The sequence below is a fragment of the Winogradskyella vidalii genome (assembly GCF_013403955.1).
Classification (GTDB): domain Bacteria; phylum Bacteroidota; class Bacteroidia; order Flavobacteriales; family Flavobacteriaceae; genus Winogradskyella; species Winogradskyella vidalii.
Window position 1 is genome coordinate 165,091 of sequence record NZ_JABFDG010000006.1, and the last position, 13,897, is coordinate 178,987.

Genomic DNA, 13,897 nt, shown 5'->3' on the forward strand with positions numbered 1-13,897 from the left:
CTGCCCTCTTTTTTTTTACTAACTTGTAGGTGCTAAGCAACTTAACACCAGATGTCTAGACAAAAGGGGATCTTAAAACTCGTAGGTACTTTAAATGGCCAATGCTTTTACAAGCTGAATGGGCAATACATTGTGCGCAAAGCTGTTGGGCCGTCTCGCGAGCGTATTGCTAACGATCCGGCTTATGCCAAGGTAAAAGGTAATAACCAAGAATTTGCAGCAGCATCACAATTATCTAAAGCTTTGAGGAAAGGTTTAGGTGACAAGGCTATACAGTTTAAACACCAGCATATGGCAAGCCGTTTAACCGGTTGTTGCCGTAAAATTATTCAAAAGGGGAGTGGTGCATTAGGAGAAAGGGAGGCCCATCTTTTTAATAATCCGGCAGCGCTTATAGGCTTTCAACTGAATAAGGACTTAGCGTTTGAGCAGTTATACCAGGCAACCCCCAAAGTGACGTCTAATACACAGCGGACTTTAGTTACAATAAGGTGTTTAGAAAGCTCAGCACACTTACATTATAGTGTTCCCAAAAAAGCGAGCCATTATCAACTGACGGTAGCTATAAGTTGTGTTTCTAAATTACAATGGCAGCCAAGTTTACAGGCTTACACAGCAGCACATCCCGAACAACAAAGCCTTGGTGGCACGGTACAAAGTCTAGCATTAGCAATAGATGCCGCCGCTACTGATCTTGAGCTACAATGGCAAGCGCCCACTATAAATGGCATTTTAACCGACGTGGCTATAACGGTATGGTTAGGCATTGCTTATTTAAAACAGCAAGACCAAGGCTATGCTTGTTACGCCATACCACAAGCTATGCAGTGTATCGCTGTTATTTAAGGTGGTGGCTCTAGATTATAATTTCTTTTATTAATGGCTTTGATTTGAGTATCAAACGGGCTTGATACGTGAATGACTTGGGTTAGCCATGGCTATGGTATGGCTAAGACACGGGTTAGCTACGGGTGAACCTTATATTTGGTATGGTAGTGAATTGGGGTTGAGCGCTTGTTATTACTGGTGTGAGGTGTGTTTTGGTGAGGTAGTTCTATTTTACATAATAATGGTTGTTGTTGCTGTTAAGAAAAGCGCTATTAGGCTAATTGTTGTGATTGTCCTATAATATTCTGCGTAATGTAACTTGAGCTTTATTCACAAGGTTTCTATTTTAAGGAACACGCTTTTTACGAAGCGACGATAGGAGCGTAGTGGAATGTGAATTAAATGGTAATATTCTCATTAATAATCAAATCATTACGGAATACCGTAAACCTTTACTTGTTAAAATTTTATATCTTTGAGATAGAGTTTTTGAGTTATTAACTTTTCCTAAACATTACCTCTAGTTTAACATCGTCTTATAGCTAATATCATAATAAGACACAATTATTTATTTATGAAAATCAAAAAGATTAAAATTGAAAATTATAGACTTTTAAAACAGTTTTCAATTGATTTAGAGGAAATAATGTCTTTAGTGATTGGAAAAAACAATACAGGTAAAACCTCATTACTAACTGTAATTGATAATTTTCTGAATGGTCCTGATAAAAGCAAGTTTAAATTTGATGATTTTAATATTGATTTTAAAAATGAATTAAGAACCTTAATTGAAGGAGATATTCCAAACCAAGAGAATTATAAATCAGTCGGTATTAAGCTTAAGCTTTTTATAGAATATAATGAAGATGACAACTTAGCTAACCTTAGCAGAGTTATGATGGACTTAGACCCTGAAAACAAGTTTATTGTTTTAGGTTTTGAATATCATTTAACATACGATTCATTGGAGAGAATCAAACAAAAGTATACTGAATTTCAAGCTAAAGAAGTTGTAAAACTTGCTGAGGAAGTAAACTATAGACAGAAAGATATATTTTATTTTTTAAAAGTATATCAAGGGGAGTTCTTTAAATCTAGTCGAAAATCTATAGAATTCAATAGAGTAGATGAAATTGAAAATGAAGACAACTTCATTGATTTAGATGTTGAAAAAATATCAACTAAAGATATTATAAGTTTTAAATTCATTAGTGCTAAAAGAAGTGTTACAAATAAGGAGAATGACAAAACTCTATCAGGTCAAACTTCAGAAATTTATAATGCAACAGAAAAAACAGATGAGCAAAACGAAAAAATAGAGCAATTTAAAGACAAACTAATATCAACAGATTATACGCTATCAGAAATTTATGAAACTTTATTCGAAGATGTTGTTGAAAAAGTTCGAAAATTTGGAGGTATAAAAAGTGATGATTCCACCATTAAAATAGAATCTTCTTTACAACATAGAGAATTATTATCAGGAAATACAACAGTTATGTACAAGCATAATGACACAACTTTACCTGAATATAATAATGGCTTGGGTTATATGAACTTGATTAGCATGATATTTCAAATTGAAATATTAAGACAAGAATTCAAAAAGAGTAAAGATGAAAGACCTGCCGATATAAATTTGTTATTTATTGAAGAGCCTGAAGCGCATACACATCCTCAAATGCAGTATGTTTTTATTAAAAACATTAAATCTTTACTTGACCAAGGAATAGTTAGAGAAGATGGTGATAATAGAAAACTGCAAACAGTAATAACAACTCATTCCTCACACATAGTTTCTGAAAGTAATTTTGATGATGTAAAGTATCTTAAAAAAGAAGATGAAAATAATGTAATTGCCAAAAACCTAATTGACCTTAAAAAAGAGTACGAAACTGATTCACCACAGTATCAATTTTTGAAACAGTATTTAACAATAAGCAGAGCTGAAATATTTTTCGCTGACAAAGCTATTTTAATTGAAGGAGATACAGAAAGAATTTTGATTCCTACATTAATGAAAAAACTAGATAAGGAGGAAGAAAGACGTTTTATAGCTTTGGCACAGAAAGACCCGAAACTTCCTTTATCTTCTCAAAATATATCTATAATTGAGGTTGGAGCATATTCACAAATTTTTGAGAAATTCATTGAATTCATAGGTGTTAAATCTTTAATAATAACTGATTTAGATACAATTGGTGATGACACAAAAAAATGTAGAGTTGCTGTAGGAACTAACTACTCTAATGATGCGCTAAAACTATTTTTTAATAGTGCTACTCTAAATCAGTTGAAAGGATTTACGATTGATGATAAAAAAATTTCCAAAAATGAAGAAACCTGGCAATCCGATAGCAACGGTAATCTTTGTGTTGTTTATCAAACAGAAGAAAATGATATTACAGCGAGAAGCTTTGAAGATGCATTTATTCAAATTAATAGAGAATTTATTACACTTAAAAAAGATGATTTTAGAGGGTTAAAGAATAGAGATTTTTTTGATGTTGGAGCTAATGATTCTTATAAATTAGCAGAAGAATGTGTTAGAAAGAAAACACATTTTGCGTTAGATATTTTATTCCATACAGACGAAGAATTTACTAATTGGGAAATGCCTCTATACATTAAAGAAGGATTATTATGGTTGAAGTAGTAGAAGAAGAAGTGCTCGATGAATTTCAACAGATTATGAGCCATATTGGAAATGGCAATAACTTCTTATTGAGCGGTGGAGCTGGTAGTGGAAAAACATATACTTTAGTTCAAGTTATTAAAAAATGCATTGAAGATTTTCCTACTTCAAAAGTTGCTTGTATGACATATACTAATGCAGCTGTGAAAGAAATTGAAGAAAGAGTAAATCATAAAAACTTAAATGTTACTACAATTCACGACTTCCTATGGGATAATATAAAGCATTTTCAAAAAGAACTAAAACAAAGTCTCATAGATTTAGCGAACAATGATTTAATTACTAGAATTAAAATTGCAGATGTAGATACGGTTCCAAATGATTTTTTTGATGTATTGGAAAAAGAAATTCAATATAAAGAGTATTTACGCTTACAAGACGGCATAATATCTCACGATGAATTATTGATATTGGCTAATCACTTATTTAAAACATACCCAAAACTAAATGACATACTAAAAGATAGATTTAAGTTCATTTTTGTAGATGAATATCAAGATACTAGCAAATTAGTAATAGAGATTTTTTTAGAGCATTTTAAACTAAGTAATAAAAAAAATATCATTGGCTTTTTTGGAGATACAATGCAATGTATTTACGATAATACTGTTGGCAATTTAGATGCATATAAAGGCGCAGAAGATGACAAGGTTCGAGAAGTTAAAAAACAACAAAATAGAAGAAACCCAAAACTAGTTATTGATTTGGCTAATAGACTTAGAACAGATGATTTAGAACAAACTGAATCGGATGATAAAAATGCTCCAAATATGAATGAAGATGGCACCTTAAAGGCTGGAGATATTCGATTTTTATACTCTGATATTGAGAATATTCAAACAGTAAAAGAACATCTTGGTTGGGATTTTAGTGATTCAAAAAACACAAAAGAACTTAATTTAACTCATAATCTAATTGCAGATAAAGCTGGAATTAGAAACTTAATGAATATCTATAATAGTGATGGTATATTAAAATATAAAAATCAAGTTCGCAAATACATTAAAGATAATGGAATTGATGAAGATTTCACGGCTATGACTTTTGGAGAAGTTTTAGATTTTTTAGTAGGAGTAAACCCTACAAATAGTATGCGACGGTTTATTGATGATAATCCAGAATTATATGATAACGCCAGAAATCAAAATTGGGAAGTTTTCTCAAAGATATATGTAGATAAAGACCAATTACTTGATGACAAGAAACAAAGTGAAGATGATGAAAATAAAAAAGGTTCAAAAAGGGATGCTTTAATTAGACATTTGTTTAAAATAGAAACCAATATTTTTCTCTATTCTAACAAACGTTATAATGAATTTCTAAGAGCTACAGATTATAGATTTAGCATTCGAAGAATAGAAGACAAAAGAGCCTTAAAAGCAAGTATCGAATCATTAATTAATGTTGGAGAAAAAACTATTGAAGAAGTAATAAATGAAGCTAATGAAAATCGTGTTTGTTTAATTGATGATAAATTAGAAAGGTTTATAATTGATAAGGAGTATTTGTTTAACAGAGTTAAGAATGTAAAATATAAGGAATTCCAAAAATTATTTATTTACTTAGAAGGTTTTACTCCGTTTTCAACTCAACATAAAACCAAAGGAGCGGAATTTGATAATGTATTAGTGATTTTAGACAATGGAGGATGGAATAATTATAATTTTAAAAACCTCTTTTTAGTTGCAGGTTCTGAATCTGTACTAGAAAGAACTCAAAAACTATTCTATGTTTGTTGTACAAGGTCTAAAGAAAAATTAGCTATCTATTTCAATTCTCCAAGTGATGCCGTAATTGCAAAGGCTAAAGAATGGTTTGGAGAAGATAATGTTATTCCAGTTTAGAAAATTCTGCTATGAATTAGAAAAATAAATTATTTTCAGCTTGTAGTAAAGACGATAATTGTGCGTAATGGTCAAGATATATACAATAATAATTGTAACTCCGATAGCTCGACATAACTACTAGTCATATAAAACACTGACTTTTTGTTATTTGACGCAACCCTTTCGGAATTCCTGCATCTATAAGGTATCACTTAAAAACACATATTATGAAATTAGGACCATTACACTTATTGCTATTTTTAGGGTTTATATTACTTTCGGGTTGTAGTAATGACGATGATTGTACGGATACGGTTATAAACACCACAAGTCTTGAGATTGCATACGGCTGTACGGATACCAAATATCAAATGGATATAGAATTATCTGAAGATTTTATGATTATTAAAAACCAACTTGATTTTGCAGAATTTGTATCAGGTAGTTGCCAACCAACGATTGATTTTTCTATTTACGATTTGATTATTGGAAAAAAAGGACTTGCGAATGGGAATACTTCTATTGATTATGAGTTAATTAAAAATTGTGAGACTGAAAACGAAAACCTAATCGTAACTTTCAATCAAAATGAAACAGCTGAAGCCCCTAATTTGACATATCACGCTCTGATACCGAAACTTGAAGATGATCAAGAATTGCATGTTGAAATCATAATTAATTAAAAACGTGCTACGACATTGTTGTTGTAAAACATAAAAAATAAACTTTGAATTTAATAACAACAATTACGAATATACTACTTGAAGAAGGCGTTACTACAACTTATTCTGAAGACGATAATTGTTTAATATTTAGTGGCGTTTATAAGAATGAAACTCGTATTTTCTCAAAGGATATCGTTTTCAAAGACCATTTGATTGTATGGTTTCAAAAAGATGATTATGGAAATGCACTTTTGAGAAGTTTTAAAGGGAATTTAAATATCAACTATATTCCAGAATCAAATCACTCTGATTATGGCGATGGAATTGAATGCCTATATTTAAAAATAATTGACCACTCAATTATCTTTGTGTACAGAGAAAAACATTCAGATTACATTTGTTCAATTATGAATGGAATAGTTAAAAGAGAACGTCTTTATTTAGGAACTAAAAAAATTATTAAAGACAATATTCTTTACTTTAAAATTCCTGATTATGCTGAAAAAAATATCGGGTTTATAAAAAAACTAAAATTACCTGAACTGGAATATGATAAGGATTTATCAGAAATAGAATTGAACAAACTTAATATTCATTTAGAATCCAATTATTTTTTATATAACAGATTCAAATAGCTTGACATAAATTATGTCAAATTTCACACAAAAACATTATTACGCTACAAAATGATACAACAATTAGCTTGACATAATTACTAACGATATAAAACACTAGCGTGTCGTTATATCTGCAATTATGTCAAATATCGCCCAAAAGCGCTATTACGCTAATTGTTGTGATTGTACTATAATTTATATTATGTAAAATAGACTTTTTGTAAAACCACAATCCCATCACATAATATATCAAACCATGTATACTTAAGACGACGACACTAGAAATAAAAATACTTTTATACTTTCCGGTCTCTTCCAGCATCCAAACCAAGAATCAATTTCGCTACAGCAAATACAATCAATAATACTAAAGCATAATTCCAAATACGAGTTACATCATAAATAACACCCACTAAAAATGGTCCTGCGGCTGCAATAAAATAGCCAATGGATTGTACAATCCCAGAAAGTTCTGCTGCAGTTTCCGAATCTTCAGATCGTAAAACAATTAATAACAAAGCCAAACCAAAAGTTCCTCCAAGCGCCACACCTAAAAGACCAATCCAAAGTCCAACCAATCCAATATCAGGTAACATTAATCCAGCAAGAGCTATGATTTCCAAAATAGCTAAAACAGCAATAACTAAACGCTGATCTTTTCGGTAACCTGCCCATATAGGAACTAAAATAGCGCCTATAATTCCAGTCGTTTGCGATAAGGAAAGCATCCACCCTGCGTACGATGCGTCATAACCACGATCTAACAATATCGCTGGTAACCAAGCTACAGTGACATAAAATGCCGCAGATTGCAGTCCCATATAAAAAGCTAATTTCCAAACTAGTAGCGAACCACTAAGTTTTTTCATAGCCACTTTAAAACTGCGACTGGGTTTGGTGCGTTTAATATTCTTTATACTGGGAATCCAAAACATAATAGCGAGTACGGCCAATATGGCCCATACAGCTAATGATCCTCGCCAACCGAGATCCATTTCTATCGCTAATGGCACACTTAGTCCTGCTGCAAAAGCGGCACCTAAAGACAATACACCAGAAAATAAACTCGTTACAAATCCTGCTCTTTCAGGGAAATTTCGCTTGATTAGTGCTGGAATCAACACATTACCAAAGGCAATTGCGACTCCTAATAAAATGGTTCCAAAGTACAAATTAAAAACACCACCAACAGAACGAATACTGATACCTAAGGCTAATAAAATTAAAGATCCTAAAATCGTGTTTCCGATACCAAAACGTTTGGTAAATAAAGGCGTTATGGTAGATACCACACCAAATGCAAGCAACGGTAAAGTAGTTAATAAACCTAATAAAGTATCCGATAACTTTACATCAAAACGAATCATGTCTATTAACGGCCCAATACTAGATAATGCCGGTCTTAAATTAACCGACACCATTAAGACACCCACAAGTAGTAATGTTCGAGCGCCTTTACTTAATCCATTTTCATCTAATTTTGCCATACTAATTGAATAATGGACACCAATATGCCCCATTGTAATGAAATAAAATACTTCGAAAAAGACAGCAAAAATAGGCGTTTGAGATGAGAAGTTACTTTTTTAACTAAGGAGATTTACAGGGATTAGCAAAAAGAAGGAAACAACATCAATTGTCCCCATTTTATTAGCGTCTACTCCCCTCCTGTTATATAGTCGCCTTTGACATACTTATCTGCATATTGTTTTGTAAAATGCGCACCATATAAAAGAATGAGACTGGTATAAGACACCCAGAGCATAATTAATATTATGGAGCCTGCTGCGCCATAGGTGGAGCCTGGTTCCATGGTATTAAAATACCACGCAAGCAAGTACTTCCCTATTAAGAACATAAAGGTTGTTAAGGCGGCGCCTGTACGTACGGATTTCCATGAGATTTTAGCAGACGGTAAATATTTGAACATGGTAGCAAAAAGGATATAGATAAAGCCTACCGAAATTAAGAAATCGAAAACAAATAAATAATCGAACAGGTTTTCTGGTAAAATACGGTCGAGCTGTTTGCTAAATGTACTCAGTAACGAGGTTAGTACAAAACTGGTTAGTAGTAAAAACCCTAGAATTAGAATAAATCCAAAACTCTTTACACGACTCATCAGCGTGGCAACCACGTCATTTTTATAAGACGGTTCTTGTTCCCAGATAGAATCTAATGCCGATTGTAACTGAAAGAACACACCTGTAGACCCATAGAGCAAAGTTCCAATACCAATGATAGCCGCAAATACAGAGTTGTTTTTTCCACTCTGGTTGACAATCATCGTTCTGATTGCGTCGGCAGCATCTGGCCCGATGGTCTGCGAAATTTCACTTAATAATTCACCTCTAACAATATCTTCGCCCCAAACACTACCGACTACTTTTAAAATAATAATTACTAAAGCAGGTAGTGACAACACCGCATAATAAGCGACGATGGCACTGCGCTGAAAAGGCTCGCTTCCGAACCATGATTTGAACGCCGCCACCAATAATTTGGGCAATTGTTTAATATTGAATTTTTGTGTTTCGCTCATTGACTACGATGTTGTTTTATACCTAATATATACTTAATCTTCTTTTAACTAGTGCTTAACGCCTTGTATTATGCCTCTCCTCTAGCCGGATAATCTTTAGATAATACAAATTTGATGGCATTAATAATATCATCTAAACCAGGTCTTGCAAATGGCATGGTTTGAATAGATGCACAGTATAATTCTTGATTAGGACGTATAACAAATAAACCAGGTTCTATAAAGGTATCCGGTTCATCTTTAATTCCTTTAGAAATGTATAAGCCCCATTTTCTGGCTTCTTCTATTGGAAATTCATAACCTAAAGGCACATCACCAATATCCCATTCCTTATAGGTTTCCTCGGCTGTTGCTTTGGTATCGCTGCTTATAGCTACGACGTTGACCCCTAACTCATCGAATTTTGATAATTTACCCTGTAATTCTTCTAAGTATTTTTTACATACCGGACAGTGTAAACCTCTGTAAACAATAACTAAGGTAAAGGCTTCGGGGTCTTGTTTGCTTAAGCGCCACTCGGTACCATTGATAAGATCTATTGTTAATTCTGGTGTTTTCTCTCTTGGTTTTAACATGTTTATTCTTTTTAAGGTTTTGCAACTTAATTCTTAAGTCTGACAAGGTTTAAAATTATAACGATCAGCATCTAATCATTGTCACATTTAATAATAATCTTAATGGTATTGAAAACTAAGCTCAAGTTTTACGTCTCACCACGCCCCTTTTCTTATATGGTCAATAATTATCACATTCGCGTTAATGAGGTTCTGTGAAATATTGCAATTTGGAGTCTTAAAAATAACTTATGGAAACGAAACAACAAGATACATTTAAAACCATTAACCCAGCCAACGGTAATGAATTGGCCTCCTATCAGTATATGACGGATGCGCAAGTTGAAACCACTGTTAAGACATCTCATGAAGCCTTTTTATTATGGAAAACAAAATCGTTTGATGAACGTGGCCAAATTATCAAAGCAATAGGAAAAGCACTTCAAAAGCATAAAACGGAACTCGCCCAATTAATGACCGATGAAATGGGTAAACTACTCAAACAAAGTCATCAAGAAATTGACCTTTGCACTGGTATTTGTGATTATTCCGCAGAAAAAGCAACTGAAGTTTTAAAGCCTGAAGAACGTGAATTACAAAATGGAGGAAAAGGTATTATTAGCTATGCACCCATCGGTATTATTTATGGGATTCAACCATGGAATTATCCGGCTTATCAAGTGATTCGCTATAGTATTGTTAATCTGATGGCAGGAAACAGTGTGTTGTTAAAACACGCCTCTAATGTAACGGGTACCGCCAAATTATTAGAATCTATTTATAAGTCTGCAGGATTACCTGAAGGATTATTTAGTGTTATGGTTATTAATCATGAGCAGTCAGACAAACTCATTACTCATAAGCATGTCCGAGGGATTACCTTAACTGGAAGTCCGGTTGTAGGTGAAGCCATAGGAGAAAAAGCAGGTAAAGCCCTAAAGAAATCGGTTCTAGAATTAGGGAGTAACGATGCCTATATTGTGCTTGAGGATGCCGATTTAGAACTCGCCATAAAAAAATGTGTTATGGGACGTATCTATAACAATGGAGAAACTTGTATTGCTGCCAAACGCTTTATTGTGGTAGATGCCGTTTACGATGCATTTAAAGCAGGCTTTGTTAAAGCTATGGAAGCGCTAAAATTAGGAGACCCTACAGATGATGCTTCTAAATTAGGCCCAATGGCACGGGAAGATTTGCGAGAAACACTACATGAACAAGTTGAAAAAAGCGTTGCACATGGCGCAAAGATATTGTGCGGTGGTCAGATTCCTGAAGGCGAAGGTTTCTATTATCCGGCAACGGTGTTAGAATCGGTAACCAAAGGCCAACCGGCTTACGATGATGAGCTTTTTGGACCTGTAGCAGCACTGATTAAAGCCAAAGATGAAAGCGAGGCTATGGCGATTGCAAATGATAGCCGATTTGGACTTGGTGGTGGTATCTTCTCTACAAACGAACAACATGCCATTGAACTAGCTGAAACACAATTTGATACCGGAATGGTGTTTATTAATAAATTTGGATTAGCCGAACCTAATATGCCGTTTGGTGGTGTTAAAGATTCAGGATTTGGAAGAGAACACGGTGGTTTTGGAATGAAAGAATTTGTTAATGCAAAAGCCATTATGATTGGCTAATGGTATCCTATAAACACAGCGCAACTTATAACAGCCCTAAATAATGCCTGTTATAAGTTGCGCTATTATAATTAAAATGATTAAAAAGGTATTCTTTAGATAACAACACGTCATGGCGTGCTAATGGTCCGATTTATAAACCTTTACAAACGTATAATCGATAAAAGATAGACGTACAACTTACAAATTAGACCCCCAATCACAAAGGTTTTAACTTTGTAAATCAGATGTCCCTCTATCTATTAAATCTAAATATTATGGAAACAAAATTCTCTTTGTTTAACCAGGTTAATAGTTTATGTTACTGGTTATTAGTCTCAAGCGATTACAGAACGTCAGTGCATTTGGATGCAGAAAAAGACACTTACAGTGTTTGTATAACCCATGGAGGTATAGAACTCTATAGTAATACAATTAAAGGCTTTAGTAAAAGAAATGCGACGTTTTTAGAACACGAGTTAGATGGTATGGTTGCTGGATTATTACATTTAAAGCAAAATGTAGAACAGAAATCAGCTTAAACACTACTTGACGTTTCAATTATTATTTAAACGTATAAGACACACCTAAAGTGGCATAATGGAATAAGGAGAAGTTATAAACTTCATCATTATCGGCACCACCTTCTAAGATTCTGTAGCCTAAACGCATTACGGCTTGGTCAGAAAATTTGTAGGTCCCCGCTAACATAACATCTTCTGCTCTGCCTTGCTTTGCGGCTAAGGCATCACCTTGAAAAAGCAGACCGATTTTTTCATGAAAGGCCCAATGAAGTCGAAAGTTAATCAGCGGTACAAAGCCCACATTCTCTTTTTTAGCGCTTAAGTTATCACTGACGAGTTCGATTTCAGCATCTCTAATTTTACCTGTTAATCCTAATCCAAATTGAAACTTAGGGTTTCTTACAAAATCATAACGGTACGTTATACGGTAAGAGTTGAATTTATAGGATGCATCGAGTAATGTGTTTGCAGGAAATAATTCGCCTTCAAACGCAATAGGAAAATTAACCGAACCTGATGGTTTCACCGTTAAAGGCGCGTACAACACTGAAATGGTATGTTTAGAATTGATGGTATAGCCTGCTCTAATTCTGTAAAAGACACTAGAATTCACATCTAAATCGGAAGTTAATGAGACCAAAGTACCCGCATCTCCAGGTATCCTTACATCATTATAACCTGGAAATAAAGCGCCTGTTTCTACATCAATAAAGGCTTGAGCATTGCTTGGTGTGGTATGAATAAAAAATGCGATTGAAAAGACGGTGACTAGGGAAAGTAATCTATGTTTCATAAGAATTGAAGTATCATTGTTATTTAAGTAAGCCTAATATTCCACTACTTATAGTTATAATAATATGCATACTTAAGCTTTATCTAAAATACAAAAAGCTTTATTTCAATTTAACTTAAAACAAACTAAGTTTAACCGAAATGAAAGCTTTTTTAAACTCCTTTATATTGAAACTATATTCTTACTTTTTATAAAAGCATAAGCAATATACTAGCGTGCTAATTTACGAAGTGCCACCCATTGTTTTAACATCTCTCTAGAGTCAACTGCTGGGTAACCTAAAACTGTTTTTCCGGCAGCAACATCACCCATAACACCAGAGCCTGCACCTACTGTAGCACCAGAATGAATGGTTGTATGATCTTTTATAGACGCCGAACCACCAATAACCACACCATCGCCTAGAGTTACTGAGCCTGCTAAGCCAGAGCTTCCAGCCATAATACAAGAACGGCCAAGCACACAGTTATGTGCTATTTGAACCAGATTATCAATCTTACAGCCATCACCTATAATGGTAGAACTAAATTTACCACGATCCACACAAGAATTGGCCCCTATTTCTACTCCATTTCCAATAACTACATTACCAATGTGTGCAATCTTAACTAAGCCTCTACCGTCATCACTTGGGCGGTATCCAAAGCCATCAGCGCCAATACTTACATTATTATGAAAAATACACCCGCTACCGACTTCAGTACGTTCTCTAATGATAGTGCCCGACCAAATAGTCGTATGCGCTCCTATAGTTGTATCATCTAAAATGGTGACGTTAGGATAAATTGTAACATGATCTCCTAAAACCACATTTTTACCGATATAGGATCCCGCACCAACACGACAGCCTTCGCCTATAGTAACAGATTTATCAATGGTAGCAGCCGGATGAATAGCCGTTTCAAAATGCGGTGCTTCAGGTGTAAAAGCCTCTAATAATTTAGCCATTGCTAAATCGGCATTCTTTACTTTAATCAACACACGGTTGTCACCAGGTTCAATATCAATAGTATCATTTACAATTGCTAAACTGGCTTTAGAGTCGTTCCATAGTTTCGCAAATTTTCGACTCCCAATAAAGGTCGCCTGATTTTCAGTCGCTTTCTGAATTTGTTCTAAGCCTGTTATTTGATTTGTAGTTGTGCCTATAATGGTGCCGTTAATAATGGCGTTAATATCTTCTATTGAAAATGATTTCATTGGTAAAAATTAGGTGTTAATTAATAAAAACACA

At 33.9% G+C, this 13,897-nt stretch carries 12 protein-coding genes; 7 read left to right on the forward strand and 5 right to left on the reverse strand.

Annotation, left to right across the window (positions count from 1 at the left end; translation table 11 throughout):
• Positions 1-51 precede the first annotated feature (51 nt).
• From HM982_RS14305 to HM982_RS14325, 5 genes are all read left to right on the forward strand, one after another.
• The gene (locus HM982_RS14305) at positions 52-846 is read left to right on the forward strand and encodes a hypothetical protein (RefSeq protein ID WP_179353928.1); all 795 of its coding nucleotides are present in this window, start codon (positions 52-54) and stop codon (positions 844-846) included.
• Between the two features lie 556 nt (positions 847-1,402).
• Positions 1,403-3,484: an AAA family ATPase gene (locus tag HM982_RS14310; protein WP_179353929.1), complete on the forward strand. Its 2,082-nt coding sequence runs from the start codon at positions 1,403-1,405 to the stop codon at positions 3,482-3,484.
• Complete coding sequence (locus HM982_RS14315; RefSeq protein WP_179353930.1) at positions 3,472-5,367, forward strand: ATP-dependent helicase; 1,896 nt, start codon at positions 3,472-3,474, stop codon at positions 5,365-5,367. The genes HM982_RS14310 and HM982_RS14315 overlap by 13 nt, the downstream gene beginning before the upstream one ends.
• 209 nt (positions 5,368-5,576) lie before the next feature.
• Positions 5,577-6,032, forward strand: coding sequence for a hypothetical protein (locus HM982_RS14320; RefSeq protein ID WP_179353931.1), 456 nt, complete (start codon positions 5,577-5,579; stop codon positions 6,030-6,032).
• A gap of 44 nt (positions 6,033-6,076) precedes the next feature.
• The gene (locus HM982_RS14325) at positions 6,077-6,649 is read left to right on the forward strand and encodes a hypothetical protein (protein ID WP_179353932.1); all 573 of its coding nucleotides are present in this window, start codon (positions 6,077-6,079) and stop codon (positions 6,647-6,649) included.
• 278 nt (positions 6,650-6,927) lie between these two features.
• Here HM982_RS14325 and HM982_RS14330 read toward each other — a convergent pair whose 3' ends face one another.
• The 3 genes from HM982_RS14330 to HM982_RS14340 all read right to left on the reverse strand — a co-directional run bounded on the left by HM982_RS14330 (position 6,928) and on the right by HM982_RS14340 (position 9,748).
• Entirely contained in the window at positions 6,928-8,118 is a 1,191-nt protein-coding gene (locus HM982_RS14330) for a CynX/NimT family MFS transporter (protein ID WP_246296832.1), read from the reverse strand.
• Between the two features lie 170 nt (positions 8,119-8,288).
• The gene (locus HM982_RS14335) at positions 8,289-9,173 is read right to left on the reverse strand and encodes a YihY/virulence factor BrkB family protein (RefSeq protein WP_179353933.1); all 885 of its coding nucleotides are present in this window, start codon (positions 9,171-9,173) and stop codon (positions 8,289-8,291) included.
• Positions 9,174-9,241: 68 nt separating this feature from the next.
• On the reverse strand, positions 9,242-9,748 hold the full coding sequence (locus HM982_RS14340; RefSeq protein WP_179353934.1) for a peroxiredoxin-like family protein: 507 nt from the start codon (positions 9,746-9,748) through the stop codon (positions 9,242-9,244).
• Between the two features lie 230 nt (positions 9,749-9,978).
• On the opposite strand from HM982_RS14340, the gene HM982_RS14345 reads away from it, so the two are divergent.
• Positions 9,979-11,367: an NAD-dependent succinate-semialdehyde dehydrogenase gene (locus HM982_RS14345; protein WP_179353935.1), complete on the forward strand. Its 1,389-nt coding sequence runs from the start codon at positions 9,979-9,981 to the stop codon at positions 11,365-11,367.
• 257 nt (positions 11,368-11,624) lie between these two features.
• Positions 11,625-11,888, forward strand: coding sequence for a hypothetical protein (locus HM982_RS14350; protein WP_179353936.1), 264 nt, complete (start codon positions 11,625-11,627; stop codon positions 11,886-11,888).
• A 22-nt stretch (positions 11,889-11,910) separates the two neighbouring features.
• On the opposite strand, the gene HM982_RS14355 is transcribed toward HM982_RS14350, so the two are convergent.
• Both HM982_RS14355 and lpxD read right to left on the reverse strand, forming a co-directional pair.
• Positions 11,911-12,663 (reverse strand): porin family protein, encoded by a 753-nt coding sequence (locus tag HM982_RS14355; RefSeq protein ID WP_179353937.1) that lies wholly within the window; start codon positions 12,661-12,663, stop codon positions 11,911-11,913.
• Between the two features lie 210 nt (positions 12,664-12,873).
• Positions 12,874-13,863, reverse strand: coding sequence for a UDP-3-O-(3-hydroxymyristoyl)glucosamine N-acyltransferase (gene lpxD, locus HM982_RS14360; protein WP_179353938.1), 990 nt, complete (start codon positions 13,861-13,863; stop codon positions 12,874-12,876).
• Positions 13,864-13,897 lie beyond the last annotated feature (34 nt).

Bases quoted from the DNA above. Each gene is read 5' to 3' on its own strand.
- HM982_RS14340 (WP_179353934.1), bottom strand. From the start codon at position 9,748: ATGTTAAAACCAAGAGAGAAAACACCAGAATTAACAATAGATCTTATC.
- lpxD (WP_179353938.1), bottom strand. From the start codon at position 13,863: ATGAAATCATTTTCAATAGAAGATATTAACGCCATTATTAACGGCACC.
- HM982_RS14350 (WP_179353936.1), top strand. From the start codon at position 11,625: ATGGAAACAAAATTCTCTTTGTTTAACCAGGTTAATAGTTTATGTTAC.
- HM982_RS14330 (WP_246296832.1), bottom strand. From the start codon at position 8,118: ATGGCAAAATTAGATGAAAATGGATTAAGTAAAGGCGCTCGAACATTA.
- HM982_RS14320 (WP_179353931.1), top strand. From the start codon at position 5,577: ATGAAATTAGGACCATTACACTTATTGCTATTTTTAGGGTTTATATTA.
- HM982_RS14315 (WP_179353930.1), top strand. From the start codon at position 3,472: ATGGTTGAAGTAGTAGAAGAAGAAGTGCTCGATGAATTTCAACAGATT.
- HM982_RS14305 (WP_179353928.1), top strand. From the start codon at position 52: ATGTCTAGACAAAAGGGGATCTTAAAACTCGTAGGTACTTTAAATGGC.
- HM982_RS14355 (WP_179353937.1), bottom strand. From the start codon at position 12,663: ATGAAACATAGATTACTTTCCCTAGTCACCGTCTTTTCAATCGCATTT.
- HM982_RS14345 (WP_179353935.1), top strand. From the start codon at position 9,979: ATGGAAACGAAACAACAAGATACATTTAAAACCATTAACCCAGCCAAC.
- HM982_RS14335 (WP_179353933.1), bottom strand. From the start codon at position 9,173: ATGAGCGAAACACAAAAATTCAATATTAAACAATTGCCCAAATTATTG.
- HM982_RS14310 (WP_179353929.1), top strand. From the start codon at position 1,403: ATGAAAATCAAAAAGATTAAAATTGAAAATTATAGACTTTTAAAACAG.